The organism is Chitinophaga sp. (genome assembly GCF_019236475.1).
Taxonomy (GTDB): domain Bacteria; phylum Bacteroidota; class Bacteroidia; order Chitinophagales; family Chitinophagaceae; genus Chitinophaga.
Genome location: NZ_JAFAIX010000005.1, coordinates 273,494 through 290,813, shown reverse-complemented (window position 1 = coordinate 290,813; position 17,320 = coordinate 273,494). Strand labels below are relative to the sequence as shown.

Sequence of the window (17,320 nt, the reverse complement as noted above, 5' to 3'; positions counted from 1 at the left end):
AGCGGGAACTATGAAATTGAAGATAGGAAATATCCAAGATTATTACCTGAAAATTACCAGCCATTATTACTTTGTAGTGTATTTTGGGGTTTTGAAGGATGATTTGGGGACATTGGTGAATCGGGTGCAAACGTTTCCCTTGACGGAAGGTAGTTTTGGGTTAAACAAAACATTTAGGATGAACATCACAACGATATTAAAGAAAGATTTGCCCAGAGCGATTATCAGGCGACTTTACTGGGTACCTGTGCCATTTGTCTTTGCTTTCTGGACATGGATTTCCCAGCGTGCTACTCCCTTTTTACAGGGCCGCATCCCGGAATCTTATTGGGTGATTTTGCAGCGAACTTCCTTTGTAAGCGTATTTTATATACTGGTAAGTATGCGTGCGTTTTTCACTACGGAGAAAATTGTATTGGTGCAGAACGGGCGATCCCGGTGGAATGGGAAAAATATTGTTGCGCTTATTTTTCTGATCGCCTATCCGGTACTGCTTTTGATCATCTGGTCCTGGTATTCTACGGAGATTCTATTTATAGAAGTTTACTTGCTGCAGGGGGCTTATATGATGATGGCTGCTTCCGCCATAGTAGGGAGTTTGTCTGCCACCATTAAAAAATGGCATAATGCCAAGCACCGTTTGCTGGAATTGCAGCGCAACAATGCAGTAATGGAGAAGGAGCTGCTGCAAGCCAGAACCAGTCCGCATTTTCTGTTCAATACTATCAATAATATTGATGCGTTAATCGGCAGGGATCCCGAAAAGGCCTCCTTGTATCTCAATAAACTCTCCCATATTTTACGTTTTATGTTATATGAATCCGGTGCGGATAGGGTACCGCTAGGCATAGAACTGAACTATATCGAGGAATACGTCAATTTACAACGTATCCGCTCTGTTAATCAGGATTTCGTTCGCATTCATATCGCGGGAGATTCCAGCCGCTGGCTGATTGCTCCTATGATCTTTATTCCTATCATTGAAAATGCTTTCAAACATGTGTCTACCAAACTGACGAATGACGCCATTACCCTCGATTTTTCCGTGGAAGGGAACCAGATTATCTTTAATTGTAAAAACCTGTTTCAACCTGGGAAACCATCTGCTGATGAAGGTGGTCTGGGACTAGGGCTGGTACAACAACGATTAGAACTGATGTACCCTGGAAAGTATAGCATGAACACGGAGGTGATAGAGAACAATTATCAAGTGTATTTAAAAATTGACCTCGATGCAGCTTGAATGTATCATTATTGAAGATGAACCATTGGCGTTGGAAAAGACGGCCGGGTTTGTTGAGAAAGTTCCCTACCTTAAACTTGTAGGGACTTTCCATAGTAGTATGGATGCTTTGCAATACCTGAAACAACATAAGACGGATCTTATTTTTCTGGATATTGAAATGGAAGGACTCACTGGAATTGAACTGTTATGGTCGCTGCAACAGCCTCCTGCCGTGATTATTACCTCTGCATTTGAAAAATATGCTTTAAAGGGATATGAGCTGAATGTGGTAGACTATCTACTAAAACCCTTTGATTTCCCCCGTTTCCTCCAGGCGGTGGATAAAGTGGTTGCTAGAGATAACGCCAACGCACGTACGGAAAGAAGTTTCTTTATGGTGCAGAATTCTTGGCGCAGCCAGAAAGTCTTTTATCAGGATGTTCTCTACATAGAAGGTGTGCGGGAATATCGCTGTATCTATACCCCTAAAGAAAAAATTCTTACCCTTCATACTTTTATTGAATTAGAGCAGATGCTGGACCCGGCGCGTATCTGCCGTATTCATAAATCGTGGATGGTGAACATCGAAAAGGTGGAGTTCATTGAAAAGGGACAAGTGAAAATTGGCGATAAACTAATCCCTGTGAGTGATACCTTCAAATCCAGGTTTTACAAAATCATGGGACTGAACGACTCCGGAGAGAGCGGGAAAAATTCTTAACCTTGTACCAGGACTGGCGGCCAGATCAATGGTACCTTACTCCGCTATAATGGGAAGTCCGCCGGCATAGTATTTCAGCTCTATAATGCCATTGGGGATATTTTTTGAATTCCATGCGCTATGGATAGCCAGCGCGGCGCCCATGGCAGTGGCTTGCGCCATGGAAGCGGCAAATACTTCTACTCCTGTAAACAGCTTGGCCAGCATATTCATGTATATCTGGTTTTTGCCAAACCCGCCATCTACAAAAATTCTTTTCACGTTTTCATCGTTCATGACCAGTCGCGTAGCCTGATATTGCCGTGTAGCCAGGTCAAATAGCAGTTGATGATAGGCGGTGGTATCCGTGCTGAAGCTGTTCAGGTCTCTTTCTTCGAATTTACCGGCAGGTTTCAGTGGAATGCTGGGGTCATATTCCATATGTCGATATCTTAAAGCTGCCTGTCCGAAATGTGCGGCAATGCGTTTAACCTGTTGTTCGTGTTCATATCCGGCGAATAATCGGGAGGCCTTTACGGGGTTGCCCTGGAAGGTCATATAGCAAAGGCAGTCTTGTTGCAGTTCTTCCGCTGTTAATGGCGTATGATTAAATGGATTGAGACTAATACACCAGGTGCCTGTGCTTAGCAGTATAAATGGCTCATGAAAACATACCAAATAAGGAATCAAGGCCGCGGAGCTATCATGCAGCCCGGTGCCTATCTGGTAAGTGTTTCCTGGGAATAGTGGCGGCAATACCTGTGATGCAGGCATGATAGGCGCCAGTTTTTCGTATATACCTTCCTGATATACCCAATGATGGTATTTGTTTTCCTCAAAGTTCCAAAGATTGGTATGACAGCCAATGCTAGTGATATCAGCGGCTGGAACGCCCGTCAGCAGATAACTCATGTATTGTGGCAAATGCAGGGCATAGCGGGTAGCGCGGAAGATATCTGGTTGTTGATATTTGAGGCGATACAGTTGCATGCCGGAATTAAGACTGCCGAGTACGGGAGATGCGGTCTGCACCGAAAACAGACCTGGCTCACCATATTGGCGGTAGAAGGTCTGTTGTAGTGCAGCAGGATATGGCTTAAGATAGTTGTAAAGGGGTGTTAGTGGGCGACCGTCTTCATCAATATACACGAAGCTAGCGCCGTAGGTAGAAAAGTTAATTGCTTTTACATCTACTGTTTTTTTGCGGAATACTTCCCGCAGCGAGTCGAATACAGAGAGGCGGAGACTTTCCAAATTTTCACAAGGATCGCCGTCTTCATCTGTTGTTTCGTTGAATCGGGCGGTACGTTCAAAAATGAGTTGGTACTGTTCATCGAAGAGGAACAATTTTTTGTTGGTTTTACCAACATCAAAGATTACTATGACCGGTGTCTTTTTCATGCCTGGTAAAAAGTTTGGGGCCAACGCATGAATGGCTGAACTATTTGGGTTTTCTTATAATCCTGTTGCGATAGATACGGCGCCGCGTTCTTTGATAAGGTTTTTCCTTATCTCGCAAGAACGGAATACGCTCAGTGGCATGATTGCGCCGCCATCGCGAAGGCGGGCTTCGGCCACTAGTGGGCGTACATCGGTACGATATGCTTGTTGCAATATTTCCTGCGCGCGTACTACATCATTCAATTTCTGGGCTTCTGCCAGTTGTCTGCGATCCACCAATAATGCCTGGGCATATGCCAGCATGATGGCTTCTACAGACTGCATCAGGTCTTCCAGTGGATCTTTCACATTATGGGAGGCATCTATCATCCAGCCCAGGTCTGTGGCATGTTCCATTCCCTTGTTATCCATACCGTCTATTAGTTCATTGAAGATGAGGAATAGTTGATATGGTTTGATGCTGCCCACGGTGAGGTCATCATCGCCGTATTTGGAGTCATTGAAGTGAAAGCCACCCAATTTACCTTCCATCAGCAAAAGCGAAATGATCTGCTCGATGTTGGCATTGGGGAGATGGTGGCCTAAATCTACCAATGTGTAGGCTTTAGGACCTAGTTTATTGGCGTATAACAGGCTTTGTCCCCAATCACCCACTGTAGTGGAATAGAAATTGGGTTCGAAGGCTTTATATTCTACGAACATTTTCCAGTTCTCCGGGAGGGCATTGTAAATCTCCTGGAGACCGGAAAGTGTGTTCTGGAAGGCTTTGCGGAAATTGAGTTGCCCTGGAAAACAGGAGCCGTCTGCCAACCATACCGTGAGGGAAGTGGAGCCTAATGCTATACCGTGTTGTATGACTTCGATGTTATGGTCGATGGCTTGTTGCCGTGTGGCGCCGTCTACATGTTGCAAAGAACCGAATTTATAACTCAGTGGCTGCCCTGGTTGATCCTGGAAAGTGTTGGAGTTCATCGCATCGAAGCTAAGGCCGTATTGGGCCGCTAAAGCCCTGATATTGGCAGGATTGGATGGGATGTCCCAAGGAATATGTAAGGAAATAGCGCCACTGGAGCGGTTGAGAGCATGCAGCAATCCGATGTCCATGATTTTTTCTTCCAGGTTGCGGGGTTCGCCGCCACCAGCAAACCGGGCGAAGCGGGTACCACCGGTACCTAATGCCCAACTGGGAATGGCTACCTGGAAAGCTCTTAACTTTTCAATGATAGACTCGGTATTGGCCACTGTACTGGCAATGTAGGCGAATGCTTTGTTATGAGCTGCCAGCAGTGGTTCATTGTACGCTGCAATCAGGTATTTTTCTATTTCCATAACCGGGATTTTTCAGGTCATATAAAATACTTCATTTATCGGAGATATCGCAACTGGATTATTCACAAGGCGTTTGTTATCTCACAAAAGCCATCGCTACACCGCCATCCACGTTCAACACGTTACCCGTTGCTTTGTTCAGCAATCCGCTGACAAAAACAAAACAAGCATTGGCGATATCTTCCGGCAGTATAATTTCATTGAGTAATGTTCTGCTGGCATAGAATGCAGGTAGCTCTTCCACTTTGACGCCATATGCTTTGGCACGTCCTGCCGCCCAGGCGCCTTCCCAGATTTTACTATCGGAGATAACGGCATCCGGGTTGACAACGTTGACGCGTATACGATCGGGACCTAGTTCGGCAGCATTGAGGCGACTCAAATGCAACTGTGCAGCTTTAGCAGAGCCATAGGCGGCATTATTAGGACCTGATACCAATGCATTTTTGCTGACAATATTTAGGATGTCTCCACCGATCTGTTGTTTGCGCATCACCGCTACTCCTCCCTGTGTCACCAGGAACTGTCCTTTCACCAGTACATCATACAGCAGATCCCAATCGGCCTCTGTATGTTCATCCAGTGGTTTGGAAATGGAAAGCCCTGCACAATTGACCACGATATCCACCCCGCCGAATGTCAGTGCGGCATGACTGAAAATCGCATCTACATTTTCCTTGCGGGTCACATCCAGCGGGAAAGCAGTATATCCATCTCGTCCGAATTGTATATTGAATGCTGTTGTTGCATTTTCAAGTCGGGTAGCATCATTGTCGCAGATAACAACTGCGGCTCCTTCTGCTGCGAATTTCTGTGCAATCGCCTTGCCGATACCGCCAGCGCTGCCTGTTACTAGGGCAATACGGCCGGAAAGAGGCTTCGGCTTTGGCATACGTTGCAGCTTTGCTTCTTCCAGCAGCCAGTATTCGATGTCGAAGGCTTCTTGTCGCGGTAGCGCAATATAGGAGGAGATTGCCTCTGCTCCTCGCATCACGTTTATCGCATTGATATAAAACTCAGCGGCTACGCGAGCAGTCTGTTTATCCTTTGCAAAAGTGAACATACCTACTCCCGGCCAGAGTATCACTATTGGGTTAGGGTCCCTCATAGCGGGACTGTTCGGGTGTTTGCAGGCATTGTAATATTCTTCATATAGCTTCCGGTAGGCGTCAAACTGTGGTTGTAGTTGCAGTTTGATTTCCGCCGGATGCGTGAGGTCCGCGGTAGCAGCGAGGTCCAGTACTAGCGGACTTATTTTAGTACGCAAAAAATGGTCTGGGCAACTGGTGCCCATAGGGGCTAATCTTGGCAGGTCTTGTGAATTAATGAATTGCAATACCCTTTCATCATCTGTAAAGTGACCAATCATGCGGTGATGGCCAGAGCAGGCGCCACGCAGAATAGGAGCGAGGGCCGCTGCTTGCTTCGTTCTATCAACGGGTGATAGGGCATCTATTTTCTTACCCCCAAAAACAGGGCGCTTCACCCCCTCATGTTCTTGGATATAAGCCGCACAGCGTTCAATCACTTCCAGGGTATTGATATAGCTTTCGTAGGCGGTATCTCCCCAGGTGAATAGGCCATGGGAGCCCAACATAATGCCTCTGATGCCAGGATTTTCCTCCAGGCATTGCTGTAATTGCAGGCCCAGGTCAAACCCCGGACGTTGCCATTCCACCCATCCGATGGTACCGTTAAACAATTCGGTGGTGATGGCTCTTCCATCTTTGGATGCAGCAATTGCAATTGCTGCATCCGGATGGAGATGGTCTATATGTTTGAAGGGTAAAAAGGCATGGAGTGTTGTATCAATGGAAGGCGCTTTGGACTGAAGGTCGTAGATACAGTGGTTCAGCAGTTCCACCATATCGTCTTCCATTTGTTTTCCTTTATAGATATTTTTTAGCTGATGGAGCTTTTCGAGGTATAATGCAGCCAGGCCGCTTTTTTTGAGGGTGCCGAGATCTCCGCCGGAACCTTTCACCCACATCACTTCTGTTGCTCTATTGGTGAGGGGATCGAGGGCAGTGGCCTTGCAAGAGGTATTGCCACCTCCGTAGTTGGTAAGGCGCAAGTCTGCACCAAGCAGGTTGGAACGATAGATGAGTAGGGCTACTTCATCACCCGCCATGGATGCGGCTTTTTCTGCATCCCACAGGTAACTAACATGTTTAAATCGGGTGATCGTGTCGTTATTAATAGACATAATTGCTTTTAATTTTTTCGCTATATCATTTAACCAGGGAATTACCATAACCCACTAGCATAACAGAGATGATAATGGTGGTGATTCCAATCAGGATGGTAGTAAGTGTTTTTTTGCTAACGCCTTTCCATTCTCTCAGTGCGAAGCCCCACATACTGGAGATGAGAATAATAAAAGCCATGTGCAGTATCCAGGAGCTGGGCGCGTTTTCTAGTTTGCTTTCGCCCATGCCATAGAAGAAGAACTGTAAGAACCAAGTAGTACCCGCAATGGCGGCAAACAAATAATTATAGACCAGTGGTGTACTACGGTTGACATAATCTCCAAAACTGCGGTTGCGGGTATTGAGAATCATGCACCAAACCAAGTTGGTGGTGAGTCCTCCTAGCATGATGATGACAAAAATGACATTGTTACGGAATAGCGGATTGGCTTGATTTTGCACAGCGGCGCGGCCCATCGGCTCCCCGGCGGCAATGGCAAAACTCATACAGGCGCTAAGGATACCGGAGATAATGGCAACAGCTAGCCCTTTTTTTAGATCAAATTCTTTAATATGTTCTTGCTTTTTATCTTCTGGAAGGTCTTTCTCTTTGTACATGCCGGCACGCCCGCAGATGGCAATGCCAATCAAGCAAACCACCACACCAAGTAGAATAAAATAACCACTGGTGTGGTGGAGCATTTTTGAAAAATTGTCTGGACTATCAGTAAAAAATTCCCGATAAATGGGTGGTATCAATGCTCCAAAGGCAGAACAAAAACCGAGGGCTACCGCCATACCCAGGCTCATGCCCAGGTAACGCATGCTCAAACCAAAGGTCAAACCACCAATACCCCATAATACGCCGAGAAAATAGGTCCAGAAAAGGGTGATTCCGTCTGTACTTCTTATGATTTCAATAAAGGATGGTACTGTTAGCCATGCAGCTACGAATGGTATGATAAGCCAGGAGAAAATACCACCAGTAATCCAGTAGCTTTCCCAGCTCCAGCCTTTTACTTTTTTATAGGGAATATAAAAACTACCGCTGGCAAACCCGCCAATGAAATGGAAAATAATACCAAGTATTGCTTGCATGGTGGAATTTTAAGGCTAAAGTTGTTTATACTTCTTTTACTAAAATTAAACAATGCCCCTGGGTCAACTGTCATGTACTGTCATGTTCCGACTACGGGATTTCAGTTTATTCGTTATATTGTTGTACAAACAGATAAATTCCACACAACGGTGATAAAACAACACCCGATATTCAAGTATTTATATATTGATGATTTTTCGGTCACGCCCAAATACTTCCAGTTGGCCAACTCCATCATTAAATCCATCGCTGACGGAAAACTGCAGCAGGATGATATTATGCCCTCCATCAACGAAGTAAGTAGCGTATTCGATATCTCCCGGGATACTGCAGAAAAAGCATATAAATACCTGAAAGGAATAGGCATATTGGGCTCGGTGCCAGGGAAGGGGTATTTTATCAAACATACCAACATCGGCAGGCAGATCAAAATATTACTGCTATTCAACAAACTCAGCGAACACAAGAAAATTATTTATGATTCCTTCGCGGCCAAACTAGGGGAACAGGCGAGCATCGATTTTTATATTTATAACAGCGATTTCGCACTATTTCGCAGATTGCTCTCCCAAAATCTGGACGCCTATACGCATGTGGTCATCCTGCCGCATTTCCGCGAAAGCTGGGAGCATGTAGATGAAGTTGTCAACCTGATTCCGAAAGAGAAATTAATCCTCCTGGATAAAAAACTGAAAGGAGTGACAGGTACCTACGGCGCTGTGTTTGAGAACTTTCAAAATGATATTTATTCTGTATTGGAACAGGCCAAAGATCGATTACAAAAATACCAGACCATAAAAATCATCTTCCCAGATCATAGCTATTATCCAGAAGAAATTCACAAAGGATTTCTGCAATTCTGCCAGAACTATGCCTTCCATTATAAGGTAGTTCGGGATATTGAAAAGGAGAATATTGAAAAAGGAGATGTGTATATCAATATCCGCGAAAGTGATTTAGTCACGTTAATAGAAAAAATCATTTCCCTGGACCTGGTGATTGGCAAGGATGTGGGCATCATTTCGTACAATGAAACACCTTTGAAAAAAGTAATACTCAACGGGCTGACTACCATCTCTACCGACTTTAAATTCATGGGAGACACGGCCGCTCAGCTCATCTTGGATAACTCTTCGGCACAAGTGGAAGTACCGTTCTATCTGACCATCCGCCAATCTCTGTGAAAAAATGGAGGCACGATTAATCCGTGTCTCCCTAACATACCTCGATAACGGCTATACGAATATGGAAGTATACCTGCATAGTATTGTTAAATAAGCAATGAGGGGTGTATTGCCATTAGTGTTTTGTAAAGCTGATATACTGTACAAACCGTGGTAATATATCCCTGTTGGCAGTGGCGCAATGTGGTAAAGTATGCTGCCACAGCAATACATCTCCTTTCTTGCCTGGAATCTTCACAGCGCCAGGATGTTGCCTGATAGCCAGTTGTGCTTCGGTGAAATCCGGAAACTGTGCGATGTAATCTTCATACTGATGATGAAAACCCGGCACCACTTTCAATGGGCCGCGGCTTTCAGGGACATCTTCCAGGTAAATCAATCCTTGTATGTAAAGCGATAATGGTTGCAGTGGATCTATATCCCAATGTATATTTTCATGCCTGAATTTCCAGGTATCCGTTTCTGGTGGATTGTAGCTCACTTTGTCTGTGTTGGCAATAAGCTGATGGGTCCCATATAGCTCGGCGAATAGCTGTTTTAATGGGGGATGATTTCTTATAGCGGCAAGCGCCGGATGTTGATATACTTGCAACATTAATCCATGCCAGTTAGGATCATTCGGGTACCAGGTCTCTTGGCGTTGTTTATCAATACGCATGGTATCACAAATAACAGCAACTACATCATCACACAATTGATCCGGTAAAAGTCCGCTGATACGGAGATAGCCATTGGTTTGCCAGAATGCTTTTTGCTCCTCCGAAAGTAAAACAGCAGTGACCTGCGCTTTTTCGGTACCTCCAGTTATCCATGCCTCATATTTTGCAGCAGCTTCCTCTAGAAAATCAGCCCCTTTTAACTCCAATAGCCAATCCCTGAAATGTTGCTCATCTTTGCATGCTGCATAAAGAAAATTGTAAGTCTCAAAAGCACCGAGTGCTGTAATGCTCATCCATCTTGTTTCATAATGGCTGAAATTTTCAAAGGCAGGTGCTGGCTGTTGGAATTTGCGCGCTAGATGCGTGGCAACCATTATCTGGGTAAAGGCGTCGAAATGATTAGGCATATCCGAAGATAGATAAATAACTGGTGTATTTATAACGTTAATGCCTATAGGAATAGCTGCTAAAAATAGCAAACGCCGCAAGAATGCGGCGTTCGGTTTTAGAATTGGCGGATTGAGAGGGGGTTAACTGTTACTTATTTTCACTTGCTTCATTATTGTTCGTTTTATCGTTATTCTTTTTGGCAACGTCTTCGAGGAGTCGGAGGCCCAACAGTCCGGAGATAGGGCCATTTGCGCCTTCTCCACCACTGATGAGTACATCCGGCATGATGCGAATATTTTGTGCACCAATTGCTTCCATTACTTTCAGTTGGGTAAAGTTGTTACCACCCATCGCTTCTACGGCGAGTTTATAAGACTCTGCACTAGCCTGACCAGTAGCGAGGATTTTTTCGGCTTCTGCTCTACCGGTGAGGGAGATTTTCTCCGCTTCGGCTTTCGCGATCCACTCGGTACGTTCTGCTTCTGCTTTCGCCAGCAGTCTTACTTTCTCAGCTTCACCGGCAGCCATTAACTTCATTCTGTCACTCTCTGCATTTGCTTGCAGGCGTACGCTGTTGGCATCACCGGTAGCTTTTTTCACGGAAGCATCGGCTAATCTTTCAGCGATCCATACACCTTGGTCGGCCTTCACGATTTCTTTCTGCATTTCAGCGATGGCAGTTTCTTTTTCCAGTTTCTGACGAGTTTCCTGTGCCAGTCTTTCCGTATCATAGGTCACTTTTTGTTCCTCTGCGATCTTACGGTCGGTCAGTGTTTTCATCAGTGTTTCAGGCGGAACGATATCTCCGATGAGGGTATCTACTCCAAAAACGTTGTATTGATCCAATACATGACCGATGTGCTCTTTGGCAGAGGTCTGTCTTTCTTTACGACTGGTCAGGAAGCTGATCACATCAGCGCCTTGGGCGGAGTTACGGAAGTAGTTACCAATGGTAGGTTCGAGTACCTGTGTTACCAGGTTGCTCATATTACCAAAGCGGGCGATTACTTTAGGTGCTTCGTTGGTAGGAATATGAATGATCTGGGATACATCCAAGTTGAAGGTAAAACCGTCTTTACTGCGTACAGTGATAGTAGACAGGTTTTTATCCAATTGGTGCGCTTCACTTCTGGCAGATGCCCAGTTCAATACCAGGTTGGTAGTTGGTACCAGTTCCACTTTCATGATGTAGGGATTGACAGGATATTTACCTGGGCCCAGTGGTTCTGCCCATACGCCTTTCTGGCCTTTGGCTACGATGTTGCCATGTTTAAACTCTGCGCCGCTAATGTCTACGCCGTCGCTACCTACATAGGAGATCACTACCCCTACGTGTCCGATGGCGATTTCAGTCATTTTTACCAGTTCAATTTTCGCAAACCAAGGGTGGATAAAGTAAGTACCAGCCAGTACTACTTGTTCCTGTAACCCTTTGTAGCCGCCATTTCCCAGGAAGGTGTCCACATCTTGGAAGTTGTTGTGGTTTTCAATGGTACGACCTGCGATAGCACCAGCTTCCAGGGCTTTACCTTCCATGGTGGTAACAATACCTACTGCGTTTTCAGGAACGGTTACGGTATCTGTTATTTCCACTTCAAAGAGGAAGGTATTGATACGATAAGAACCTGGGGTGATGATGCCTGTCTGTCTACCTTTACGGCCTCCATTTTGTAAGAATGCTACTGCATCTTGGAATCCATCACAGGGTACTTTTCGGGCAAGTATTGCGCCTGTTTCCAGCTCGGCGCCATCTTTGGCGAGTACGAGCCCGATTTTTCCCGTGGGTATAATGGTGAAAGGCTGGAAGGTAATACTGTACTGCCATATCCATTTCCAGAAATAGATACCAGGAGCCAGTGTCTGGCCTTGAAAACCGGCTTCTCCGTTGGTGGCTATGATGCGGCCTTCGGGAAGCTCCTGTTTTCCAAGGAGTACGAATTTTTTGGTAACAAGACCAATACGGTCTTCAGGTACGATTACAACGCCAAAGCATATACGAAGTATTACTTTGTAAAGTACAAGGCATAGTACGGGCACGCCGATGAGCAACGCCCACGTCAAAGCGGATGCATTTTCCATTATTAGGGATTTAGAATGTGTGTGTTGAAATATGTGTATACAGATGGTTGTATAGTAGCGTTTTCATTTCAGGGGGCCCTAGAAATTTCGATGGCGCTATATATCCAAAAGGTATGCCAGAACTGTTATTAGCAGAAAGGAGGAGAAGTGTTGAAGTTGGTCAGGATGTAGGCTGTCAAAAATGTAATGCCTGAATTATCGGATTCCATTGAGTGTGTGAATTACGCAGTAAAAGTGGTGATTTTTTTAATATAAACAAAAATATTTTCACCAGCTTATCTAGTGGGTTAACAGGAAGATTGATTATTAATCCCGCTACTGGAGGCAGCAACACTACTTTTAGCAGTGTCGCTGCGTGGTATAAATCTCAGCTACTTTCCTGTATTCGGTGCATTGAGGGCATCAATCGCTTTCACCAGCTCGGCTTCATCTACCGTGCTTCCAGGAATATACTTATTTACAGTGGCAACCGCTGCTGGGTCCTTGTCTAAAACAGATAATATATTCTTCTTTTTTAACTGTATCCTCGTGGCTTTACTGTCTTGTACTAAGTAGTAAGTATATTTCTTTTTGTACTCGTTGTAAGGCTTGCCTGTTTGTACCATACCTTTATCGGTATAGTCTGCACGGGTATAAGTGATCCCAATATCTTTGAGTAGGATATATTTACCTTCGGTAGACAACTGCTCCACAAATTTCATGGCGCCCTCTAAGTAAGCGCGCACAAAGGCGTGCACTTCATTACCTTTTTTGAAATGCATCGCTTGTACATTGTTAGTTTCCGGAATGTATGCTTTACCATCGCCTCCTTTGATAATGACTTCATTCTTTTGTAAATCCATATTGGCCTGATAAATCACTGATTTCTTAACAGGTTCGTTGTCTATGGAGTCTAACCACATATATCCCCAGTCTTCAAATAGATAAGGAGTACCAACAGTTCCTTCTGGAGTGGAGAAGCTATTGGCAGTGAAAATAGAGCGACTACGCATGAAGTTATCTATCGCATTTGACATTTGATTGGTGCGGAAATAGCTGGAGGAGTCCTGTGCTGAAGACTGGATGCGGGCTATTGCTAACAAACAGCAAATTAGGGTCACGATTTTCATAAACATGGTTTTCCCTAATTTAAATATTTTTAAGGGAAATAACTGCGGACATGCCTCAGTTAAAATAATTAGTTATGATTCCTATTTATCAAGGTGTGGTGATTTCTCTTTTATTGTTCATTGCCAAAATGGATGATATGGTGGTATGCGGAAATACATACCACCGTATTACATTTTTGTTAGGCAGTAGTGGCAATAGCTGCTTGTTCTGCTTCTGATATGGCTTTCAGCGTTTTGGTAACAGCGTCTGGTGTGACGGATATACTATCTATACCCTGACTGATCAACATTTTCGTGAACTCTGGAAAATCAGAAGGTCCTTGTCCGCAGATGCCTACTTTCACGTGATTTTCTTTCGCTACACGGATTAACCTGGAAATCATACGTTGTACTGCTGGATTCATTTCATTGTACAACGCCGCCACAATGCTGGAATCCCTGTCCAGTCCCAATGTCAACTGGGTGAGATCATTCGATCCGATGGAGAAGCCGTCTATATGGGCAGCAAATTCTTCTGCCATAATAATGTTGGATGGTAATTCCGCCATGAGATATACTTCCAAGCCATTCTTGCCGCGCTTCAATCCAAATTCTTCCATTACTTCTAGTACTTTAAGCAGCTCTTCTACCGTACGGCAGAATGGAATCATGACTACAACGTTACTTAATCCCATCGTATCGCGCACTTTACTGATAGCAGCGCATTCCAGTTGGAAGGCTGGTTTGTATTCTGCAGAATAATATCTGCTAGCACCTCTCCATCCAATCATCGGATTTTCTTCTTTCGGCTCAAAATATTTTCCACCCAACAGGTTGAAATATTCATTGCTCTTGAAATCAGAGAAACGCACGATTACTTTTTCTGGATAGCAAGAAGCGGCGATTTTACCAACACCATAAGCCAATTGATTAATGAAGTAATCCGCTTCATTTTTATGGCCTTGTATGAGCTGGGTGATTTTTTTAGTGAGATCCGCATCTTTCAGTTCTCTGTGTCTCAATAATGCCAGGGGATGCGCTTTGATATAATTGTTAATGATAAATTCTTCTCTGGCTAACCCTACGCCTCTATTAGGCAGATGCGTGTATTGGAATGCCATACCTGGTGTACCTACATTCAGCATCAGTTGTGTATTCACAGTAGGTAGCTCGTGTAAGTCTAATGCCTCTTCTATGAATGGCAAGATACCTTCGTATACTACGCCTTCTGTTCCTTCTGCACAGCTCACCGTAATAGATTGTCCGGAGGTGAGTTTGTCTGTAGCATCGCCGCAGCCTACAATAGCCGGAATACCCATTTCTCTGGCTACAATTGCAGCATGACAGGTGCGTCCCCCTTTATTGGTGACAATCGCGGAAGCCATTTTCATGATTGGTTCCCAGTCTGGGTCTGTCATGTCTGTTACCAGTACATCGCCGGGTTGGAAGCCAAGACCAGCATTCAGCCTATTATCCAGGGAGAAGAGGATGTTTACATGACCGGCGGCAATTTTATCGCCTACCGCTATCCCTTTCAGCAGTGGTTCTCTCTTGGCGGCTGCTTCTCCGAAGCTATAGGAGATAATTTTGCTGTGGTCCTTGCGAGAGTGAATGGTTTCTGGTCTTGCCTGAACGATATACAATTCATTGGTCAATCCATCTAGCGCCCATTCTATGTCCATTGGGCACCATTGCCCTTTTTTCTCTGTGTAATATTTTTCTATACAGCTCACCCATTCTGCCAACTGCATGATTTGTGCATCGGTGAGGCAGAATTGATGCTGGGCTTGTTTTTCAACGGGAATAATTTTGGTGCGTTCATCGCTGCTTTCACCATAGACCATTTTCTTTTCTTTGTGGCCCAGTTTCTTTTCCACGATAGGCGTGTATCCGGAGCCGATCAGTGGTTTATACACGATGAACTCATCTGGGGAAATAGCACCTTGTACTACCATTTCTCCGAGGCCCCAGGAGCCATTTATCAATACTACGTCCTTGAAGCCGGACTCTGTATCCAGTGAGAAAGCTACGCCAGAAGCGCCGAGATCGGAACGTACCATTTTCTGCACGCATACGGAAAGGCCTATACTAAAATGATCATACCCGAAAGTAGAACGGTAGCTAATAGCACGGTCGGTGAACAAACTGGCGAAACAGTTGCGCACAGCGTCTATTAGGGCTACTGGTCCGCGTACGTTCAGGAAAGTTTCCTGTTGTCCTGCGAAAGAGGCATCTGGCAAATCTTCTGCTGTAGCGGAACTACGCACGGCAACATCCGTTTGTTCTTGGCCGTACTGTCTGGATAAGTCCTGGTAGGCGGCAATGATCTCGCGACTCAACTGATGCGGAAACCGGGTGCTGCTGATTGCCTGACGGATACGCATACCGGCTCTGCGCAGACTGGTAATATCTTCGAAGTCTATATTATCGATCTGTTCTTTGATATAAGATTCCAGCCCGCTATGGTGGAGGAAATCGTAGTATGCGCGGGTCGTGATGGCAAATCCAGTAGGGATTTTCACGCCTGCCTCTGTTAAACTAGAGATCATTTCACCGAGTGAAGCTGATTTACCGCCTACTAAGGCAATGGAATCCAGACTCACTTCTTCCAGGGGTAATATGATATGTTCTTGCATGATAGTACGTTTTGTAGCATGAAGGTATTCCGCTCAGTTGGTAAGATTGATGATGTTCGTTCGACACCGAAAACAAAACGGAATTGAGGCCAGGAATCCGATTTTTTTTCAGCATTTGTACCCGGATACCTATTTTTGAGGAAAATCAGACATGGCTTTTATTCCCGATATGCTGGATATGTGTATAATGGACATACTTCAACAGGATGCGCGGACGACCAATAAAGAGATCGCCGCCAAACTGGGGAAGTCGGTCACTGCCATATTCGAACGGGTGAAGCGCCTGGAAGCGGAAGGTTATATTCTGGGATATATTGCGGTATTGAACCGGAATAAGCTGGGAAGTGCACTGGTAGCCTATACCAGTGTTACCCTGGAAATGCATGGCCATGAAAGACTGATGGCCTTTGAGCAAAGCATGGATGGATTCTCAGAGGTCTTGGAATGCTATAAAATGAGTGGTCAGTTTGATTATTTGTTAAGAATCGTTGTGCCCGATATGGAGGCTTACGACGCGTTTTACTCCAATAAACTCTCCAAGCTGGATAATATCCGGAAAATTCGCAGTCTATTCGTTTTATCAGAGTCCAAGCATGATAAGGGACTCCATCTGAAAACGGATTTCATCAACAAAATAGAACATCGTACGAAGTAATCAGGCCAGTGTAGTTTGGCCGTAGCGGAGGCGCAGTGTATCTAGCATATGGCGGTCTAGGGTGTAGATCAGTGGCACCCCTGTAGCTAGTTCTCGCTGCAATATTTCTTCAGGGCTCAGGTTGTCCAGGAACATCACTAGGGCGCGTAAACTGTTGCCATGGGCTACGATCAGCACGTTTTCGGCTGCTTCCAGGTGTGGGAAAATGGTATGAATGAAATAGGGGATGGTGCGGTCGAAGGTATCTTTGAGACTTTCTCCTCCTGGCGGGCGTACATCAAAAGAGCGGCGCCAGATATGTACTTGCTCATCGCCATATTGGGCAGCGGTGTCTGCTTTATTCAGGCCTTCCAAATCGCCATAGGAACGCTCGTTCAGGGCTTTATCTTCCACCACGGGAATGCCAGCCTCACCACATTCCTGCAATACAATATCGAGGGTATGTTGTGCCCGTATTAGCACAGAGGTAAAGGCAATATCGATGCGTTCTCCTCGCAGTTCAATGCCTGCTGCTTTGGCTTCCTCTTTTCCTTTTTCAGTGATATCGATGTCTTTCCAGCCTGTGAAGCGGTTTTCCAGGTTCCATTGCGATTGTCCGTGTCGGATTAAAAACAGTTTTACACTCATAACTCTATTTTTTAGTAATTACAGATGGAACAAAGTTTTGTTTTACAAACAATATCTGT

General features: G+C 45.0%; 13 protein-coding genes. 4 read left to right on the top strand and 9 right to left on the bottom strand.

The window, feature by feature from the left end:
* The first annotated feature begins 10 nt into the window (after positions 1-10).
* Together JO154_RS08480 and JO154_RS08475 are read left to right on the top strand one after the other, a co-directional pair.
* Entirely contained in the window at positions 11-1,243 is a 1,233-nt protein-coding gene (locus JO154_RS08480; RefSeq protein WP_291943735.1) for a histidine kinase, read from the top strand.
* Entirely contained in the window at positions 1,233-1,946 is a 714-nt protein-coding gene (locus JO154_RS08475; RefSeq protein ID WP_291943732.1) for a LytTR family DNA-binding domain-containing protein, read from the top strand. Before JO154_RS08480 ends, JO154_RS08475 begins: the two co-directional genes overlap by 11 nt.
* A gap of 36 nt (positions 1,947-1,982) precedes the next feature.
* Here JO154_RS08475 and JO154_RS08470 read toward each other — a convergent pair whose 3' ends face one another.
* The 4 genes from JO154_RS08470 to rhaT all read right to left on the bottom strand — a co-directional run bounded on the left by JO154_RS08470 (position 1,983) and on the right by rhaT (position 7,942).
* Entirely contained in the window at positions 1,983-3,326 is a 1,344-nt protein-coding gene (locus JO154_RS08470) for an FGGY family carbohydrate kinase (protein ID WP_291943730.1), read from the bottom strand.
* Between the two features lie 54 nt (positions 3,327-3,380).
* Complete coding sequence (locus tag JO154_RS08465) at positions 3,381-4,655, bottom strand: sugar isomerase (RefSeq protein WP_291943727.1); 1,275 nt, start codon at positions 4,653-4,655, stop codon at positions 3,381-3,383.
* Positions 4,656-4,731: 76 nt separating this feature from the next.
* Positions 4,732-6,861, bottom strand: coding sequence for a bifunctional aldolase/short-chain dehydrogenase (locus JO154_RS08460; protein WP_291943725.1), 2,130 nt, complete (start codon positions 6,859-6,861; stop codon positions 4,732-4,734).
* A 25-nt stretch (positions 6,862-6,886) separates the two neighbouring features.
* Positions 6,887-7,942: an L-rhamnose/proton symporter RhaT gene (gene rhaT, locus JO154_RS08455; protein ID WP_291943723.1), complete on the bottom strand. Its 1,056-nt coding sequence runs from the start codon at positions 7,940-7,942 to the stop codon at positions 6,887-6,889.
* A gap of 150 nt (positions 7,943-8,092) precedes the next feature.
* Between rhaT and JO154_RS08450 the strand changes: the two genes are divergently transcribed.
* Positions 8,093-9,127 (top strand): GntR family transcriptional regulator, encoded by a 1,035-nt coding sequence (locus tag JO154_RS08450; protein WP_291943721.1) that lies wholly within the window; start codon positions 8,093-8,095, stop codon positions 9,125-9,127.
* 115 nt (positions 9,128-9,242) lie between these two features.
* On the opposite strand, the gene JO154_RS08445 is transcribed toward JO154_RS08450, so the two are convergent.
* The 4 genes from JO154_RS08445 to ppsA all read right to left on the bottom strand — a co-directional run bounded on the left by JO154_RS08445 (position 9,243) and on the right by ppsA (position 15,979).
* Positions 9,243-10,193 carry a phytanoyl-CoA dioxygenase family protein gene (locus tag JO154_RS08445; RefSeq protein WP_291943719.1) on the bottom strand — a complete coding sequence of 317 codons (951 nt, stop codon included), beginning with the start codon at positions 10,191-10,193 and terminating at the stop codon, positions 9,243-9,245.
* A 130-nt stretch (positions 10,194-10,323) separates the two neighbouring features.
* Positions 10,324-12,255, bottom strand: coding sequence for an SPFH domain-containing protein (locus JO154_RS08440; RefSeq protein WP_291943716.1), 1,932 nt, complete (start codon positions 12,253-12,255; stop codon positions 10,324-10,326).
* A 371-nt stretch (positions 12,256-12,626) separates the two neighbouring features.
* Positions 12,627-13,364 carry a hypothetical protein gene (locus tag JO154_RS08435; protein WP_291943714.1) on the bottom strand — a complete coding sequence of 246 codons (738 nt, stop codon included), beginning with the start codon at positions 13,362-13,364 and terminating at the stop codon, positions 12,627-12,629.
* Between the two features lie 179 nt (positions 13,365-13,543).
* Complete coding sequence (gene ppsA, locus JO154_RS08430) at positions 13,544-15,979, bottom strand: phosphoenolpyruvate synthase (RefSeq protein ID WP_291943712.1); 2,436 nt, start codon at positions 15,977-15,979, stop codon at positions 13,544-13,546.
* A 151-nt stretch (positions 15,980-16,130) separates the two neighbouring features.
* On the opposite strand from ppsA, the gene JO154_RS08425 reads away from it, so the two are divergent.
* Positions 16,131-16,634: an Lrp/AsnC family transcriptional regulator gene (locus JO154_RS08425; RefSeq protein ID WP_291943711.1), complete on the top strand. Its 504-nt coding sequence runs from the start codon at positions 16,131-16,133 to the stop codon at positions 16,632-16,634.
* On the opposite strand, the gene JO154_RS08420 is transcribed toward JO154_RS08425, so the two are convergent.
* Positions 16,635-17,261: a 2,3-bisphosphoglycerate-dependent phosphoglycerate mutase gene (locus tag JO154_RS08420; protein WP_291943709.1), complete on the bottom strand. Its 627-nt coding sequence runs from the start codon at positions 17,259-17,261 to the stop codon at positions 16,635-16,637.
* Between the last annotated feature and the right edge of the window lie 59 nt (positions 17,262-17,320).